Raw genomic sequence first — 20,134 nt, 5'->3', positions numbered from 1 at the left:
CCTGTTCATAAATGCGCCCATTTTTAAGGGGTAAGACGCAAAGCACTTTGATTTAGTAAGGATAATAACGATTCGTAGGTTAGTAGGGTAATTGATAAAAGTTATTCTATATAACCAAATGGAATAACAGATTTGTATTAAGTTATAGATACAGCCGTTATCGTTTAACACCTAGAACAAAAGTATGTGATGCGGTACCATTTCAGCATAAAAATAAGCTAAATAAAGGAAAGTAAATGGAACATGAATTTTGGCAAAAAAAATGGGCAAGTAATGTCATTGGTTTCCACCTGCCTGATACTAATCCAATTTTAACTCAATACTGGTCAGCTTTAGAACCAAAAAGAAATGAAACTGTTTTTGTTCCATTGTGTGGTAAATCGATGGATCTTGATTGGTTAGCAGAGCGTCATCACTCTGTAACAGGGGTAGAACTGAGCCAGATAGCTGTTCGTGCTTTCTTTGCTGAACGTTTATATACACCGACAGTGACACAATTAAGTAGTACGCTAGAACTTTATGAATTTGATGAATTTACTATTTATTCAGGTGATTACTTTGTTGCTCCTATTGAAGCCGCTGATTTAATTTATGATCGCGCCGCATTGGTTGCACTACCAAAAGAGATGCGTGAAGAATACGTTCAAGTGTTACGTAGTCGATTAAAAGAAGGTGGGCGTATATTATTAGTGACACTAGATTACGATCAAAATGAAATGGCTGGGCCTCCGTTCTCTGTACCTGAAGAAGAAGTACGAGCGCTGTTTTCGGGAATGAAAATTACACGATTACAACGAGATGAAGCTGATGCGGAGCACCCTAAAATTAAAAAAGGGCTATCTCGTTTTGCTGAAGAAGTGTGGTTAATTGAAAATTAATCAATAAAAAAGTGAAGTAATTTTGTATGAAGGCTATCAAGTTTGTTTGATAGCCTTTTTTGTTGTTAATGAGTTATGCATCATAAATTTGTAATTTGCTTTTTCTTGTTACATTTTAAATGTGATCGATATTTATTTATGAGGGGGAATAACGATTTAAGATCGAGTTTCCCTACATAAAAATAAAGATAATAATGAAAAAACATATATTAACTTCAGCAATTTTACTTTCATTAAGTGGTTATGCAGCAGCGGCAGATGGCGATATTGTTGATGTCACGATCCTAGGTACATCAGATATTCATGGTTATTTTATGCCTTGGGATTATGCGAGCGATAAGCTTAATATGAAAGGCAGTTTGAGCCAAATCGCCACTAAAGTGAAAACGATTCGTGATGAACAAGAAAATGTAATATTGGTAGATGCCGGTGATACGATTCAAGGCAATTTTGTCGAAACTTTTAAGGATGAGCCTATAGATCCTATGATGCTCGGCTTTAATGAAATGAAATATGATATTTGGGTTTTAGGTAATCATGAGTTTGATTTTGGCTTGAATGTACTTAATCGTTCATTGACACAATTTAAAGGTACATCATTAGGTGGGAATATAAAGCGAAAAGATGGTAATCCATTCTTACCTGCTTATAAAATTATTGAGAAAAATGGAATTAAAATTGGTGTGATTGGTATGGATACACCAATGACACAAGTATTTGCTGAAGGCACAAATCGCCTTGACGGTATGACTTTTACCAATCCATCTTTTGAAGTGAAAAAAGTCATTAAAGAAATAGATGATAAAGTAGATGCGATTGTATTAGTTGCTCATATGGGACTCGATAATGAAAACAATATAGAAGCGACTGGGGTTACTGATATCGCGAATGCCAATCCAGAGATAGATGCTATCGTTGCAGGTCATATGCACACTCGTATTGATAAAGCGACGGTAAATGGTGTGATTATTACCGAGCCAGATAAATATGGACGAGCGCTTTCTCGGATTGATTTACAGTTTGAAGAGAAGAATGGACAGTTCACTCTAGTTAATAAAGACAGCTTTACATACAAGATAAAAGGCGTTGAATCAGACGAAAAGATGGAAGAATTGTATGCTCCATATCATAAACGTCTGCGTGAAAATGCAAACCGTGTCGTCGCAGAATTACTAGGTGTTGATCTTGTTCCTGAAAATGAAATTAAAGGTATTCCACAAGTTCATATTCAGGATACAGGGATCAGTGCTCTGTTCCAAGAAGCCAGTATGCATTATGCACCATTAGCAAATGTGATTGCCTTACAAATTGATAATGATATGGCTGAATTAAATGTTGGAGAAATTAAAGCTAAAGATATTGCTTATAACTATCAGTATGCTGGTGGTGAAATTACTGTTTATGAAATGACAGGTAAAGAGCTGAAAAAATATATGGAGTGGTCAGCGGGTTACTTCAATAGCGTAAAAGAAGGGGATGTTACATACAGTTTTAATCTTGAACGTCGCTCATCAAAATATTCAACCAACGATTTCTTTGCTGGTGTGACTTATGCAATAGATTTAACCAAGCCAGCAGGTGAACGTATTACCGATCTTAAATTTGCCGATGGTAGAGATATTACGAATAAAACGCCAATTCGTATCGGAATGAACAGCTATCGAATGGGGCATTTAACCTAAAGATGGCGGTGTGCTTGAAGGTAGACATTTCCCAGTATTGTTTGATACCGAAGAAGAGTTTGGAGAAGAAGATGGAACAATTCGGAATTTAACCATTCGCTACTTAGACGAGGTAAAAAAAGGTAAATACGAAGGTAAGCCAATGAGTCGCTGGACATTGATCGGTCTTGAAGGCTATGAGAAAGAGCGAGAAACAGTAAAGACGTTAATTAACAGTGGCAAAATAGACGTACCAAAAAGCAAAGATGGTCGATATACCAATGTTGAATCTATTAATGTAAAAGATAAGATATTTTCAACGGAAGCTGAATTAACGACTTATTTAAGTAAACTTGAACAATCTTTAGATAAGGCGACAACTGAGGCTGAAAAAGCACGAATCCATCGCGATATGGTAATTGCAAAGGCACTGAATTAAACAACAAAAAAGGTGGCCATAATTGAGCCACCTTTATTTTTATTTATCACAAAGATAAAATAAATATTATAAGTAAAGCTTAGCTAAATCGCTTGCTTCTACTTCTTGACCTTCTAGTTGTTGGTTCCAGTTTGTACCAACTAAAACACCATCTTCAGAAAGAGTGATTAACCAATCTTCAACAAAAATATCTAGTGGGATTTCTGTTACTTCAAAGTCAGCCCATTCTTCAACGTTGTGAAAAGCAGCATCTTCTTTATTAGACCAGAATGGCATTACTTCAGAGTTTTCAAATTCTGTTGACTCTACTGAAATCCAACCGTCTTCATTATAAAGACTCCACACTAATTGTGTTTCTTTTGTCTCTGAAATGAAAAGCTCTAGGTTTGCTTGAGTATCTGACGTTAATTTGCTCATGACAATGTCTCTTTTAGGATAAACATAACGAATAATAAAGGAATATGAGAATATTGATACTTAAATTTATATGATTTTATGTTATAAAACTATCAATTAATATTTTTATAACAACAAATTAACTATTGGTTTTTTGGGGGATAATCATTTTTGTCCTATGATTAAAAAGACTAAGTAAAAATTAATTTGTTGATGCTGTTAAATGGATTTTAGGTGGTTACATGAAAGAGACACTAATACCTTCAAAAGTAGAAGTCAAAAATATAGAAGGTGATGCCTACACACTCAATAAGTCAGGTGTACCAACAAAAGTAAATGTTGGTCAGTCTATTAATGCAGATGACGTTTTATTTACTGGTTATGATGCAAAGGTTGTTGTTCAGATTAATGGAAAGTTAGTAACTATCGATAAAAACTGTATAAGTTGCCTTGATGAAACAAAACTAGAAGAACCATTGCAAGTAAAGAATATTGAAGGTGATATAGAACTAGATCCTACCCAATCAGCTGATGACGTTGATATTGCAGCAATCCAAGATGCCATTCTCGGTGGAGAAGATCCTACTGAAATTCTTGAGGCTACGGCTGCTGGTGAGAGTGGCAGTTCTGCAAACAGTGGTTTTGTTACTATTAATTACGCATATACAGCATCAATAGCCACAACAAGCTTTACTACTTCTAATGAATTTTCTTATGATAATCAAGAGTATATTGATGAGCTGGGGGGAGGTAACGGAAGTAATCTCCCTGCAGACCCGATTATTACTGCAAATAATACAGGTCTAACAAAAGAAGATGAAATTACTAATGCTGATGGGCAACTGGCCGTTACGAACCCTCAAAGTAATCTTTCGTATACTTGGTCTATTAATGGTAATGCAACCAGTGAATATGGAACATTATCTCTAAATGCGGTGACTGGTGAGTGGGAATATATTCTTAATAATAGCGCTCTTTCAGTTCAATCTTTAGCTAATGGTCAGATTATTACTGATGTATTTGAAGTCTCTGTTTCTGCTGGCGGTAATTTAACGTCAACGCAAGAAGTTACCGTAACTATTATTGGTACTAACGATGATCCAGTTATCTCAGGGATTGCTGTCGGTGATTTAACTGAAGGGGATGTAGGTGATCCTGATCCAACGGTCAGTGATACATTAACAGTAGTAGATGTTGATGCAACAGATACTCATACTTGGACAATTTTAGAAGGTGGTAATGCTACTTACGGTGTGCTCACTATCAATAATGGGGTTTGGGAATATACGCTAGATAACTCTCGTGATGCTACGCAAGCTCTTGGTCAAGGTGATGTTGTAACTGAAACGTTTACGATTGAAGTTGATGACGGGAACGGTGGAACGGATCAACAAGAAATTGTTATCACGATTAACGGTACTAATGATGAACCGGTAATTAGTGGCACTAACTCTGGGCGTGTCGTCGAGGATTTAATTGATTCAGCTGAAGGTCAATTGATCGCTGTTGATGCTGATGCGGGTGATTCGGTTACATGGTCTGTAACGGATCCAAGCCTAGGTATGTTTGGCTCATTAACTATTGATGCATCAGGAAAGTGGGTTTATAGCATCGATAATAACTTGTCTGCTACTCAAGCATTATCTAATGGCGAAACTCAAACAGAAACCTTTGAGATTGTTGCTGATGATGGCAATGGCGGCACAGTGACACATACGGTAACTGTCGAAGTTACTGGTACTAATGATCTTCCTGAAATCACGGATACATCTGTGACCACAGGTGCAGTTGAACACCGCACAACAGAAAGCGCAACGGGCGATTTAATTCTTGAAGATGTTGATGCTTTTGATACTCACACATGGACAGTTGAAGCCAATAGTAATGATGATTTAGGGACCTTCAGCGTTGATGCGAATGGCAAATGGACATTTAATTTAAACACTAACTCAGCGAACGTTATTGCTCTTGGTGTCGGCGAAACTTTAGATATTACCTATGTAGTTCAAGTTGAAGATAACCACGGTGGTATTGATTCTCAAGAAGTGACCATTACCGTTACTGGTTCAAATGATGGTCCAGTTATTAGCGGTACTGATACAGGTGCTGTTGTTGAAGATACCGTATCAGAAGCCAATGGGCAGCTAGAAGCAACAGATGACGATGTTAATGATACCGCAACGTGGTCAGTAACCGATGGTGCCGGTGTTTATGGTTCATTAACGGTAGATGCAACGGGTAAATGGACCTACGTTTTAGATAATACTCTTACAGATACTCAAGCGATTTCAAACGGTGAAGTGAAAACAGAAACCTTTGAGATTGTGGTTGATGATGGTAATGGCGGTACAGTGACACACACGGTAACTGTCGAAGTTACTGGTACTAATGATCTTCCTGAAATCACGGATACATCTGTGACCACAGGTGCAGTTGAACACCGCACAACAGAAAGCGCAACGGGCGATTTAATTCTTGAAGATGTTGATGCTCTTGATACTCACACATGGACAATTGAAGCCAATAGTAATGATGATTTAGGTACTTTCAGCGTAGATGCGAATGGTAAATGGACCTTTGATTTAAACACTAACTCAGCGAGCGTTATTGCTCTTGGCGTCGGTGAAACCTTAGATATTACCTATGTAGTTCAAGTCGAAGATAACCACGGTGGTATTGATTCTCAAGAAGTGACCATTACCGTCACAGGTTCAAATGATGGTCCTGTCATTAGCGGTACCGATACAGGTGCTGTTGTTGAAGATACCGTAGCAGAAGCATCAGGCCAGCTAGAAGCAACAGATGCCGATGTTAATGATACTGCAACGTGGTCAGTAACCGATGGTGCCGGTGTTTATGGTTCATTAACGGTAGATTCAACGGGTAAATGGACCTACGTTTTAGATAATACTCTTACAGATACTCAAGCGATTTCAAATGGAGAAGTGAAAACAGAAACCTTTGAGATTGTGGTTGATGATGGTAATGGCGGCACAGTGACACACTCCGTAACTGTTGAAGTTACCGGCACCAATGATCTTCCAGAAATCACGGATACATCTGTGACAACAGGTGCAGTTGAACACCGCACAACAGAAAGCGCAACGGGCGATTTAATTCTTGAAGATGTTGATGCTCTTGATACTCACACATGGACAGTTGAAGCCAATAGTAATGATGATTTAGGTACTTTCAGCGTAGATGCGAATGGTAAATGGACCTTTGATTTAAACACTAACTCAGCGAGCGTTATTGCTCTTGGTGTCGGTGAAACTTTAGATATTACCTATGTAGTTCAAGTTGAAGATAACCATGGTGGCATTGATTCTCAAGAAGTGATTATTACCGTTACTGGCTCAAATGATGGTCCAGTTATTAGCGGTACTGATACAGGTGCTGTTGTTGAAGATACCGTATCAGAAGCCAGTGGGCAGCTAGAAGCAACAGATGCCGATGTTAATGATACCGCAACGTGGTCAGTAACCGATGGTGCCGGTGTTTATGGTTCATTAACGGTAGATTCAACGGGTAAATGGACCTACGTTTTAGATAATACTCTTACAGATACTCAAGCGATTTCAAATGGAGAAGTGAAAACAGAAACCTTTGAGATTGTGGTTGATGATGGTAATGGCGGCACAGTGACACACACCGTAACTGTTGAAGTTACCGGCATCAATGATCTTCCAGAAATCACGGATACCTCAGTTATCGCTGGAGCAGTGACAGAAGAAACAACGCTAACAACAAGTGGTGATCTGTTTGTTGATGATGTGGATACTTTAGATTCTCATACGTGGACGCTTCTCTCTTCAAATAACGATCCATATGGTTCTATTACTGTGAGCACAAACCCAGATGGCTCTGGTAAGTGGGAATACACCTTAAATAATACCGCAGCTCAAGTACAAGCATTAGCTAATGGCGAAACTCATACAGTTGAATACCAGGTTCAAGTTGATGATGGACAAGGTGGTGTTACAACAGAAACTATTTCGATAGAAATTACTGGTACTAATGATGATCCGATTGTTTCTGGTCAATCAACAGGGTTAGTGAAGGAAGACACGGCAACACAAGCTGAAGCGCAAGGGCAACTGACGGTTGATGATGTGGATTTAATCGATGTTCATTCTTGGAGTGTCGATAATAACGCAGGAACTTATGGTTCCATTGTTATTGACCCTGTAACAGGGCTTTGGACCTATAGTATTGATAATTCGTTACCTGCAACACAAGCACTTACAGAAGGTGAAAGTGTTGAAGATACATTCACCGTGACTGTCGATGACGGTCAAGGTGGTACAGATACGATAGAAATCATTATTACTGTTGTTGGTACAAACGGTGTGCCTATTATTGGTGGAGATACGGTTGGAGAAGTAACTGAGGATACCACACTAACAACAACAGGTACGTTAACTGCAACAGATGAAGATGCGACGAGTTCGTTTAATTGGAATATTGTTGGTTCAGATACGGGTACTTACGGTAAATTTACTCTTGATGCTTCAACCGGTGTTTGGTTATACACATTAGATAACGATGCTGCTCAATCGCTTGGTGCGGGTGATGATCCGATCAAAGAGTATTATACCGTAGAGCTAAGTGATGGCGCAGGTGGCGTCATTACAGAAACGGTTGAAATCACCATTAATGGCACTAACGATAAACCAGAATTATCTGGACAAGCATTAGGTTCAGTAAAAGAAGACTCTATTGAAACAACTGAAGGGCAACTGATTGTCGACGATGTTGATTTAACGGATACTCACACTTGGAGTGTTGAACCTGCAACGGGTAAATATGGCTCTATTGTTGTTGATGCGAATGGTAAATGGACATACACCATTGATAATTCGTTGGATGTAACACAGCAGTTGGCAGAAGGTGAATCTGGGGAAGACCGATTTGTTGTTACTGTTGATGATGGTCAAGGCGGAACAGAGCAAAAAGAAATCGTTATTTCTCTGGAAGGGACGAATGATCTACCAAGTGTTGTAGATAGTAATGATACAGGGACTGTAACCGAAGATGGTGTACAAACTATATCAGATACATTGAGCGTGGAAGATGTTGATTTAGCGGATACTCATAATTGGTTTGTCATCGGTGCCGATGAGTCTAAATTAGGTAATTTCTCTATTGATGCAGTTACTGGGGAATGGACTTATATTCTCAAAAATGATGAAGCTCAGTTATTAGCAAAAGATGAAACTGTTGTCGAAAGTTTTGTGGTTGTCGTTGGTGATGGAAACAACGGTTATGCACAACATACCGTCGAAGTGACAATTGTTGGTACTAATGATAGACCTGAGATTACAGGTAGAACAACAGGTACTGCGGTAGAAGACATTATTCCTACAGCAACAGGTGCGTTGACAGCGGTTGATGTTGATTTTACGGATACACACACTTGGCTTGTTGATGGCGGTGGTATTGGTAAGTACGGTACGATGACCGTTGATGCGAATGGTAATTGGGTTTATGCCTTAGACCCATCAAACCCTGATACGCAGGCTTTAGCTGAAAACCAGCAAGAATTTGAAACATTCACTATTGCAGTAGACGATGGAAATGGTGGACAAAATGCAATTGTTATTACGGTTGAAATCTTAGGTACTAATGATGCTCCAATTATTGGCGGTAAAACATCTCGAACCATTATGGAAGATGATCAAGCATCAGTTTCAGGTCAACTAACTGATGGCGATGTCGATCTGACTGATACACATACTTGGACTTTATTAACGGATCCTAAAGGGATATTTGGTTCAATGTCCCTTGATGCCAATGGCAAATGGACATATACCATTGATAATTCTTCACCATTAACCCAAGGGCTATTAGAAGGTCAAACGGTTAAAGAAAAATTCATTATTCAAGTTGAAGACCAATATGGAGCAATTGATACAGTTGAAGTTATCGTAAAAGTCAAAGGTACTAACGATGTGCCTGAATTATCAGGTGATCTTAGTGGAGTCGTCGAAGAGGATTCCGCAATCACCATGGTTAATGGTCAACTTGAGCCAGATGATAAAGATATTGGTGATACTTACACATGGACACTTGATTCTAAAACAGGTTCATACGGAACGTTAACATTAACTGCTGATGGTCGTTGGGTTTACAATTTAGATAATAACAAAGCATCAGTTCAGAGTTTATCTGAAGGTGAACGTGTTCAAGATACCTTTACAGTTACAGTAACAGATGGTTTTGGTGCTTCAACCTCAAAAGAAATTGTCATTGATATTGTTGGTGATAATGACCAACCATCAATTAGCGGTGCAACAACGGGGAGTACAATTGAAGGTACACCTGGAAAAGATGTTGCAACAGGTGAGTTAACTGCTGTTGATATTGATACATTAGATACGCATACATGGTCTGTTGTTACGCCTGATGGTGTATATGGCAGCTTAGTGGTTGACCCTAATACTGGTATGTGGACCTATCAACTTGATAACTCGCGCCCTGCAACTATCGGAATCTCTTCAGGACAAATTGTTCAAGATAAATTTGTTGTTCAAGTGGATGATGGTCAAGGCGGGACAAATCAAATTGAAGTGGTTATTGATATAGCTGGTACAAATAGTTCTCCGGGTATTATTGGTGATACAACGGGAGAGATAAAAGAAGATGCGGCAGTTAATGTTATTGATGGGGATTTAAATTCAGGTGATTTAGATACACAAGACACATTAACGTGGGAAATTGTTGGTAGCCCAGGTCAATACGGTCAATTTACCTTAGATCAAAATGGTCATTGGACATACACCCTAGATAATAGCAATAACACTGTGAATGGCCTAAAAGAAGGTGCAGAACTTGTTGATACGATAACGGTTAAAGTGACGGATTCATTTGGTGAGGTCTCAGAAAAAGAAGTAGAAATCACTATTGAAGGTACAAATGATGCACCAACTATGACTGGAGCTTTAAGCGGTACGGTAGTAGAAGATACAACAACGACGATAGAAGGTCAGTTGAAGAGTGGTGACCCAGATGTGGGTGATGTTCATGCATGGAATTTAGTTGACGGTGTCGGCCAATATGGTGCGTTAACTATGAATGCGAATGGGCGCTGGACTTATACCTTAATGAACTCTTTAGCTGCGGTTCAAGCACTTGGCCCATCTGATACTTTGACAGAAATCTTTACTGTTATCGTGACAGATTCTCAAGGTGAATCAGTACAAAAAGACATCACTATTACGATTGAAGGTACTAATGATCTTCCTGAAATTACTGGAGGGACGACAGGGGAATATATTGAAGATGTCTCTCCTGATGTAGTTACAGGTCAATTAATAGCAACGGATGTTGATGCCGGAGATACGACAACATTTGAAGTGAGAACCTATGTTGGTAACTATGGCACATTTTACTTAGAAGCTGATGGCTCATGGCGTTATGAAATCAATAAAGATTCAGCGGCAATACAATCGTTAAATGAAGGTGAAATGATCTCAGAGACCTTTACCGCGGTTGTTCATGATTCTAATGGTGGTTTTACTAACGAACAAATAGATTTCACTATTACAGGAACAAACGATAGACCTGTCGTCTCTGGAGATAATGCAGCGACGGTTATTGAAGATGCACAAGATTTCTTACCACCAGGTGAGACATTTAATGGTCAATTTACAAAAGTAACAGGCAATGTTGTTGCTGATGATATTGATCTAGGTGATGAAGTCGTTAGTTGGCAAGTTATTAACGGAAGTGGTGTTTATGGTATTTTCACTATTGATGAAAATGGCCAATGGACATACTTGTTAGACAATACTGACCCGGACACAAATGCACTTAACTTTGGTGATGTACGTACAGAAGTTTTCCAAATCACAGCAACAGATAAGCACGGTGGTATTTCAGAACCATTTGAGGTGACAATCACTGTTGAAGGTAATACCGACCCTGATGGTGGCGGCGGCGGTTCATATGATGAAGTGATTGACATCGATTCAATCGAAGAAGGTGTTGATGGTGATGGAGATGCAATTGGTGGTAGTAGTTCAGGTACGATAGATCTCCCTAGTGGTTGTGAAATTATTAGTGTTGATGGAACATCATCTATTGATGGTGGATTATTTGGTTCTCTTACTGTCGATAATGATGGTAACTGGGTTTACGATGTTGCCGATGATAAATCGTATGTAGATTCGTTATGTGAAGGTCAAGAAGTCACAGAACGATGGGCTGTTACAGTACAAACCGATTGTGGCACAGAAACGATTCTAGTTAACGTTACAATCACGGGCTCTAATGATGTTCCTGTGATAGTTGCCGATACACCTACGGGGGAATTAGGTGAAGTAGTTGAAGATGACATTCTTGAAGTATCTGGTCAGCTAGAAGTTGTTGATCCTGATTCGTGTGATACTCATACATGGTATTTGGTCGATGTAGATGGAAATAAGATCGGAACATTAGATCCAAGTGGAGAAAACATCGTTATTCAAGGTGTGTATGGTGAATTAACCTTAAATCAATCGTCAGGTGAATGGACGTATGTACTGGATAATGATAGTGAGATCGTACAGGCACTAACACCAGATCAAATCGAAAAAGAATACGTACGAGTTGTTGTTGAGGATGATAAAGGTGCGGTAAGTTCAGATTCAACGATAAATATTAATATTATTGGCGTGGCCGATGATGCTCCAGCTGTTGCTGTTATTGAAGAAATTGAATTCAAAGAAGACGGTTCCCCATTAACACAAACAGGCGTCTTGGATGATGTAGCAGGTTTAACACCAGAATTAACATGGAACTTAGTTACCGGTGATGGAACATACGGTCATTTAACGTTAGATAACAATGGTAATTGGACTTATGTTCTTGATAATGACTCCTTAGCTGTTCAACAGCTGAATGAAGGTGAATTAGTTACCGATACCTTCAGTGTTACCGTTGTTGATAAATTTGGTAAAACCGTCGTTGATGAAAATGGTGATCCTCTTGAAATGATTTTCAAAGTTGATGTCACAGGTACTAACGATGCACCAGAAATATCAGGACAATTGACGGGGACAATATCGAATACAGATTCTGATGGGCGTATTTCAGGAAACTTAAATGATGGTGATATAGATACAGGTGATACGCATACTTGGTCAGTTGCCGATAATCAAGGTGATTATGGTCGTTTAATGTTAGTTAATGGAAAATGGACATATACATTAGACACAAGCTTAGATGCAGTTAAATTACTTGGTGTTGGAGAAACGCTATCTGATACATTTGAAGTAACAGTAACAGATTCATATGGTGAAACATCAACAGAAACAATTACCGTAACTATTGATGGTTCAAATTTACCACCAGAAATAGCTCAAGATGATCAGATCATCATGGAGTTAAAAGAAGACGAAAAAATAACGGATTCTAATACGTTAGTTGTAACTGATCCTAATGGTGATGATGTTACTTTTGATGCCAAAACATTAACGGGCACATACGGTGTATTTACGGTTGATGAGAATGGTGTCTGGACATATGTACTTGATAATGATGCAGCACACATTCAAGGTTTACGTGAAGGTGAAGTGGTATCTGAGAGTTTCACTGTTTTCGCTGTAGATGAACATGGCGCGAAAACAGCTCAAGAAGTAACGATCAATATTACTGGTACTAATGATGTGCCTAAGATATCAGGAATGGATACTGCTTCGGTAGAGGAAGCGGATGGCAGTACAGCGTCAGGAAACTTTGTTACTTCCGATGTAGATGTTGGTGATAATGTGGTTGTCTCTCCTGGTACTCAAGGAAGCTATGGTTCCGTCAGCGTAGATAACAATACTGGCCGTTGGACTTATACGGTGGATGGAAATGATCCAGCGGTTAATAGCTTATCAAAAGGTGAAACGTTAACCGATACTGTCACCATTATTGCAACTGATGATGAAGGCGAAACATCTGAAATGACAATCACTATTACTATTAATGGTGAAAATGATGCTCCAGACCTTGTTGTAACTGTTCCAGCAGAAGTAACAGAAGATACCGCTCTTAATGCTGATGATAATCTTGAGGTAACAGGTAATTGGGATGATGGTGATCCTGATACAGCGGATACCCATATCTGGGAAGTACTAAGTGGCGATAGCTTGGGAACCTTAACTTTTGATCCTAATGGCGATTATAAATTAGTAATTGATAATTCAGCACTAGAAATACAGCAACTGGGTGTTGGTGAATCACTAGATCTAACCTATACCGTTAAAGTGACCGATGAACATGGCCTAAGTAGTACGCAAGACATTACTTTTACAGTCAATGGCACAAACGATGATCCTGAAGTGGTTAATACTAGTGTTCTCGCTGTTGATGTTGAAGAAGATGGTACTTTGACTCAATCTGGACAATTAGATATTACGGATATTGATATTTCAGATACCACGTTTGATTTCAGTGTCATTACATCACCAACAGATGCTTATGGTACTGTAACTGTTGATGCAAACGGGAAATGGACTTACGTATTAGATAACGATAAAGCACAAGATATCGGTGATGAAACCATTACAGAAACGTTTACGATTCAAATTGATGACGGAAATGGTGGGGTTATTACACAAGACGTTACCGTAAATATCACAGGTACAGATGATGATCCTATTATCGATACGACAATTCCGCAAGTAACCGAAGGTACGGTAGTCGAAGACGGAACACTGACAGCAACAGGTCAAGTTTCTTATGTGGATCCTGAAGGGGATGTAATTAATTATAATGTGATTAATCCGCCATCCTCGCCTTATGGGACCTTCACTGTGGGTGCCGATGGTACATGGACATATGAGTTAGATAATGCATTAGCGCAAGAAATTGGTGTTGCTGGTGCTCAAGAAACTTACACAATTGAAGTAACCGATCAAACCGGTGGAACAATACAGCAAGAGATCACTATTAATATTACAGGTGAAAATGACGATCCAACGATAGATGTATCGAGTGTCATTATTGGTAGTGTTGAAGAAGATGTTACAGCTAGCGCTAGTGGTCAACTAGATGTATCAGATGTTGATTTAACTGATAGTAGTTTCAGTTACACTGTTGTTTCAGGTCCGAATACCGCAGCCACACCTGGAGATGTTACTGGATTATATGGCGAGCTAACTATTGATGCTAATGGTGAGTGGACTTACCTTCTGGATAACGACAAAGCTCAAGCTTTAGGTGATACTGTTGAAACCGAAATTTTCACAATTGAAGTTTCAGATGGTAATGGTGGAACAGTAACCCAAGAAATTACGGTGAGTGTGACTGGGCATGATGATGATCCAATAATAGATACGACAATTACTCAGGTAACAGAGGGAACGGTAGTTGAAGACGGAACATTGACGACAACAGGTCAAGTTGCTTATGTGGATCCTGAAGGTGGGGTAATTGATTATAATGTGATTAATCCTCCGTCTTCACCTTATGGAACGTTCACTGTAGGTGCGGATGGTGTATGGACTTATGAGTTAGATAATACGTTAGCACAAGAGATTGGCGCTGCGGGTACTCAAGAAACTTATACCATTGAAATAACCGATCAAACAGGCGGAACAATACAGCAAGTTATCACTGTTAATATTACTGGTAATGATGATCAACCAATTGTTGATGTAGAGGTTGCTCAGGAAACGACAGGAACGGTTGTTGAAGATGGAGAGCTACATGCAGAAGGTACGATTACGTATCTAGATCCTGAAGGGACGTCAGTTGGCTATACTGTTTCAACAACATCGACACCTTTATATGGAATATTCATTGTTGATCCTGCAACAGGTAAATGGGAATACGATTTAGATAATACATTAGCACAAGCAATTGGTGCTGATGGGGCGCAAGAGTCTTTAGTTATTGATGTTACTGATGCGACAGGACAGGTAACACAGCAAGTCATTACTATTGATATTACAGGCGAGAATGATGCTCCAGTTATTACTGGAACTACTACAGCTGATGTCAAAGAGGGCGTTGTTGAGACAGTCACTGGTCAATTAAGTGCAACCGATGCAGAGAATGATCCGGTAGGATGGCAAATTGCTTCGTCATCTTCAACAACAGGTGTTTATGGTACGTTAAGCATCAATGCAGCAGGGTTATGGACATATGTTCTTACTGAAAACAGTACCTTGGCATTAGCAACTGATACAACAGATGTTTTCACTGTTGAAGCATCAGATGGAAAAGGTGGAGTTACTCAACAGGTCATCACTGTTGCTGTAGCTGTACCTAATGTGGTTCAAGGGGTTTCTGGCTCAGATATTTTAACTGGAACGACAAATGATGAATTGTTGTTTGGTAATCCACTAGATTTATCTGATGCGGGAACGGCTGATACATTCACATGGACAAATGCATCGATTGGTGGAGATTTAGCTCGCGATATCATTAAAGATTTTGATGTAAATAGTGACAGAATTGATTTAACTGACATCGCAAATATCACCACTGTTTGGGATTCGGCAACGCTTGCTTCTCAAATACAAATTTCAGAAGTTGATGGTAGTACTGAAATTTATATCAATGAAGCAGGAAGTACGGTTCAAACCATTGTTGTCGATGGTGTTACTCTAGATGAGTTAACTGGTGAATCAACAGCATCAATGACTGATGAAGAGAAATTAACGTCACTTACGAATTCAGGACATTTAGTTGTGTCTGAAAGTTTTGGTAATGAAGCGAATAATACATTATATGCTTCAGGCCAAAACGACATTCTAACCGGTGGTGGCGGTAATGATATCTTCTATTTTGCAGATGAAATTGCAGGCAGTTCAGCTTCACCAGCTCAAACATCCATTGCTGACTTTGCTGTTGATGGGGTTGCAGCTAATAATGAAGCAGATATTCTTGATTTAGCTGAGTTATTGCCTGATTCAATTCAAGCTAACTCAACCATGGATGATATGTTGCAACACATTAATGTGAATATTGATGATAGCAACTCGCAAACTGTATTATCTGTTACCGATGAGTTAGGAAATCAAACAGACATCACTCTAAAAGGCGTTGATAGTACAACACTAGGTATCAGTGACTTGGGTTCTATGAGTGACCAAGATATTCTAAGTACACTTTATAATGATTTTAATATGTTTAAAGTGGATTAATAACTTATAAAATAGTGAATAAAAAAGGCGAGAAGGGTAATTCTTCTCGCCTTTTTATTAATTTTTCATTTGATTATTGAGTAGCTTGGAGCCTAATGTGAGTATTATACAACTCGACAAGCAAAACCTTTAAGGTAGAAACCCTCAGGGTAAGCAGAATCTAAAGGGTGATCCGCTGCTTGTTCAAAGCGCTCAATAAACTGAACCGTACGATGAGCATCTAGTGCTGCATCAGCAACGATTTTTTGGAATAAACCCGCATCCATTAAACCAGAACAAGAGTAAGTTAATAGCGTACCGCCTGGGTTTAGGATTTGCATTGCTAACATGTTAATGTCTTTATAACCACGACATGCACCTGTCAGCTGATTTTTAGATTCAGCAAATTTAGGTGGGTCCATAATAACAACATCAAATTTAGTGCCATTATCACGGTATTCACGCAATAACTTAAATACGTCAGCATTTAAAAATTCAGCTTTAGATAAATCAAACTTGTTGATTTCAGCATTGTATTTCGCTGTGTCTAAAGCAAGTTGAGATACATCCGCATTAATTACGTGTTTTGCGCCGCCTTTTAGAGCGTATAAACCAAAACCACCAGTATAAGAGAAACAGTTTAGAACGGATTTATCTTTTACATATTTACAAGCGCGTTCACGGCTATCACGTTGATCAAGATAGAAACCTGTTTTATGGCCATTGACGATATCAACGCTAATTTTTACGCCATTTTCTTCAATAACCACTGATTCTGGTGGCTCTTCACCATGTAGAACGCCAGTACGTTGTTTTAGACCTTCTTTTTTACGAACTGACACATCTGAGCGCTCGTAAATATTGCAGTCTGGATAGCATTCAACTAATGCTTCAACTAATAGATCTTTTGTTGCTTCTGCGCCAGCACTGAGCAATTGGCACACAAAGTAATCTTGGTAACGGTCAATTGTGATGCCCGGTAAACCATCCGATTCTGCAGCAATTAAACGATAACCTGTTAAACCATCACGCTCAGCTAATACATCACGTAATGCTTGCGCTTGATTTAACTTACGAACAAAGAAATCTTTATCAATCGCTTCGTTTTTATCAAAAGTCCAAACGCGAGCACGGATCTGAGACTGTGGAGAAAAAGCACCACGAGCAAGCCATTCGCCGTTGTTTGCATAAATCTCAACTGTTTCACCTAGCTCTGCTTTACCATCGATACGGTCAATACCGCGAGAGAAGATCCAAGGGTGACGACGACGTAATGCTTTATCACGTCCTTTTGCTAAATAAATTGAAACAGTCATATTGATGCTCTGTTGATAAAAAGTGAGCCGATATTCTCTGTGATGCGTGTCATAAAAGCAATGAATAAAACGATTTATATAGCTAGGAAAGGGAAATAGAAGTGAAAATCAAATAAGCCATGAAAAGCTATAAACTTTCCATGGCTAGATTGGGGAAGGATTTTATTTAATTTTAAACAGCTCAAGTTGTGAACGTTGCTGTTCTGCTAACTCAGATAAGAAGTTTGACGCTTTGCTTGATTCTTCAATACCAGTTACGTTTTGATTAATAATTTCTTTAATACCAATAACGGTTCCTGTGATTTCTTCAACTGCATTTGATTGTTGTAGCGCAGCTGAAGCCATTTCAGTTGAGCTACCATAAATGGATTGAATAGCAGCATTGATATTCGCTAAGTGGTCGTAAGATTGAATTGACGTTTCACGAGTTAAGGTAATCGTATCTAAACAGCCGTCTACTTTTTCTGTTGCATCTAATGAGTACGATTGCAGCTCAGAAATGATCTTTTTAATATGAACGGTTGATTGCTGCGTTTTTCCTGCAAGGTTACGAACTTCATCAGCAACAACCGCAAAGCCTCGGCCCATTTCACCAGCACGAGCGGCTTCAATCGCTGCATTCAGTGCCAGTAAGTTAGTTTGTTCAGATATATTATTAATAACTGTTGCAACTTCTTCAATACTTACACAGTGAGTACGTAGGTTCTCAACAACCGCAGCTGTTTCGCTTAATTGAGTGGTTAAGTCATCTGCACGCGTTTTATTTTGCTCTGCAATCTCTTGGCCCAATTCACATAGTGTTGCTGCTTCTGTTGCTTGCAATTCTGTGTTTTTCGCCGAATCAGCGACTAAGTTTGAGGAGGCTGAAAGTTCAGTTACCGCTGCAGCAATTTGTTCAATTTGTGCGCTTTGTTCCTCTGCATTACTTGAACTTTGTGTCATCACACATGCAAGCTCAGTTGAAGAAGAAGCAACATCATTACTTTGTTCTCTGACGGAACCAACCATGTTGGCCATGTTTTTAATTGAAGCATCTAAATTTGTAGCAAGAACCGCAAGTTCGTTTGTGCCCGATAAATTAGTTAACGTAGTTAAATTTTGTTTAGCCATTGCAGCGATGGTTTTTGAAATAGCAGCTAACACATTATTAATATTACGAGCAAGTACGAGGGCGATAAATGTAGAAAGTAGGGCAGCACCAAACCATGACCAAATTTGAGTGCTTTCTACATTTTGGCTAGCGTTCAAAGAACGTTGATTTAGTGTTTGAGTGAATTCAACTTGGCGTGTATTTACAGTTGAAATTACATTCGTAATATCTTCAACCATTTTTACACGTAATTTAGATTGTTCAGTATTTGCTTGTAAAGAACGAATACTTTCATGATAAAGAGATAAGTATGAAGAGAATATATTATCTGTAAAGTACTTAACTTCAGGATATTTATTATATTTATTTAAAAAAGAAGTAATTGAAGTAAGGTATTGTTCAGCAGTTTTTTGTTCACTTAAATCTCTTCCACTTACCATTCGGTTTAAACTGTCATAAAACCGTTCAACGTTAGTGGTGAAAGTAATACGCTCTTTCTCCCATTCAGATTCTGGCCCATTATATATAGAATCTATGAAAGTTAGCATTTCCACCATAGGTTGCCAAAAAATAGGCGTAGCGATTTGAGCTTCATATAACTCAGTTAATATTTTTACTGAAGTATTAATACTTTTTTCGTAATCGATTAATGTTTTTTGTAAATTAGCCATATCGGACTTACCTGCATCACTTAAGACTTTTGAAGTAAGAATGTTCTCTTTGATATGGGTGTTTGTAGATACAAATGCCTTTTGTAATTCTTTTTGTTGCTCTTGCATTGCTTGGCCATTTTCAGACATGGTATCTCGATTTTTAACGCGAATTTCTTGCCAATTATGACGAAGTTGCATGATTTCAGAACCAAGTTCAGCACGTTCGCCAGTCTGAATAATATTGTTTTCTACTTCATTATTACGACCATCTATTAAAAAAGCGACGACGGCGAATAAAAAAAGTGAAGTAAAAACTGGGGCAAGCAATAGTGCAAGTAAAGGTTTATTTAACGAAAGTTTAAATATAAAGGAGTGATTCATGTTTGCTCTCCTGAATATATATTCCACTTATTATCTATAAGTGATATATATCCAAAAATAATGTTATTTTGTTATTTAAATAAGTGCTTTTATGTCAAAGCACTTGAGAGCGGAATTTATAGTAAAATAAAAATAGGAAGTGTGATGTATTTATCATTAAGCAAACGTTTACAATTTGCATAATGATAAAAATGTTACTTATTGTAAATAAGCGTCAAACGAA

5 protein-coding genes and 1 pseudogene are annotated in these 20,134 nt (G+C 38.6%); 3 read left to right on the top strand and 3 right to left on the bottom strand.

Translation table 11 applies throughout. The features are described from left to right. Positions 1–236 precede the first annotated feature (236 nt). On the top strand, positions 237–878 hold the full coding sequence (locus AVFI_RS07915) for a thiopurine S-methyltransferase (protein ID WP_188863614.1): 642 nt from the start codon (positions 237–239) through the stop codon (positions 876–878). A 194-nt stretch (positions 879–1,072) separates the two neighbouring features. Further along, a pseudogene (locus AVFI_RS07910) lies at positions 1,073–2,978 on the top strand (bifunctional metallophosphatase/5'-nucleotidase). A gap of 66 nt (positions 2,979–3,044) precedes the next feature. On the opposite strand, the gene AVFI_RS07905 reads toward AVFI_RS07910, so the two are convergent. Further along, positions 3,045–3,395 (bottom strand): DUF2750 domain-containing protein, encoded by a 351-nt coding sequence (locus tag AVFI_RS07905; RefSeq protein WP_005419670.1) that lies wholly within the window; start codon positions 3,393–3,395, stop codon positions 3,045–3,047. A gap of 221 nt (positions 3,396–3,616) precedes the next feature. Between AVFI_RS07905 and AVFI_RS07900 the strand changes: the two genes are divergently transcribed. Beyond that, a complete protein-coding gene (locus AVFI_RS07900; RefSeq protein WP_199414898.1) occupies positions 3,617–16,492 on the top strand; it encodes a retention module-containing protein in 12,876 nt (4,291 codons plus the stop codon). A 104-nt stretch (positions 16,493–16,596) separates the two neighbouring features. Here AVFI_RS07900 and AVFI_RS07895 read toward each other — a convergent pair whose 3' ends face one another. Together AVFI_RS07895 and AVFI_RS07890 are read right to left on the bottom strand one after the other, a co-directional pair. Beyond that, positions 16,597–17,787: a class I SAM-dependent methyltransferase gene (locus tag AVFI_RS07895; protein ID WP_005419656.1), complete on the bottom strand. Its 1,191-nt coding sequence runs from the start codon at positions 17,785–17,787 to the stop codon at positions 16,597–16,599. A gap of 162 nt (positions 17,788–17,949) precedes the next feature. Beyond that, complete coding sequence (locus tag AVFI_RS07890) at positions 17,950–19,911, bottom strand: methyl-accepting chemotaxis protein (RefSeq protein ID WP_188863611.1); 1,962 nt, start codon at positions 19,909–19,911, stop codon at positions 17,950–17,952. Positions 19,912–20,134 lie beyond the last annotated feature (223 nt).

Source organism: Aliivibrio fischeri ATCC 7744 = JCM 18803 = DSM 507, assembly GCF_023983475.1.
Lineage (GTDB): Bacteria > Pseudomonadota > Gammaproteobacteria > Enterobacterales > Vibrionaceae > Aliivibrio > Aliivibrio fischeri.
Note: the sequence above shows the minus strand (reverse complement) of the source record. Positions and strands in the feature narration are given on the sequence as shown.

What these genes read in the sequence shown, in the direction of transcription:
- AVFI_RS07915 (WP_188863614.1), top strand. Translation starts at nt 237, where the DNA reads ATGGAACATGAATTTTGGCAAAAAAAATGGGCAAGTAATGTCATTGGT.
- AVFI_RS07905 (WP_005419670.1), bottom strand. Translation starts at nt 3,395, where the DNA reads ATGAGCAAATTAACGTCAGATACTCAAGCAAACCTAGAGCTTTTCATT.
- AVFI_RS07900 (WP_199414898.1), top strand. Translation starts at nt 3,617, where the DNA reads ATGAAAGAGACACTAATACCTTCAAAAGTAGAAGTCAAAAATATAGAA.
- AVFI_RS07895 (WP_005419656.1), bottom strand. Translation starts at nt 17,787, where the DNA reads ATGACTGTTTCAATTTATTTAGCAAAAGGACGTGATAAAGCATTACGT.
- AVFI_RS07890 (WP_188863611.1), bottom strand. Translation starts at nt 19,911, where the DNA reads ATGAATCACTCCTTTATATTTAAACTTTCGTTAAATAAACCTTTACTT.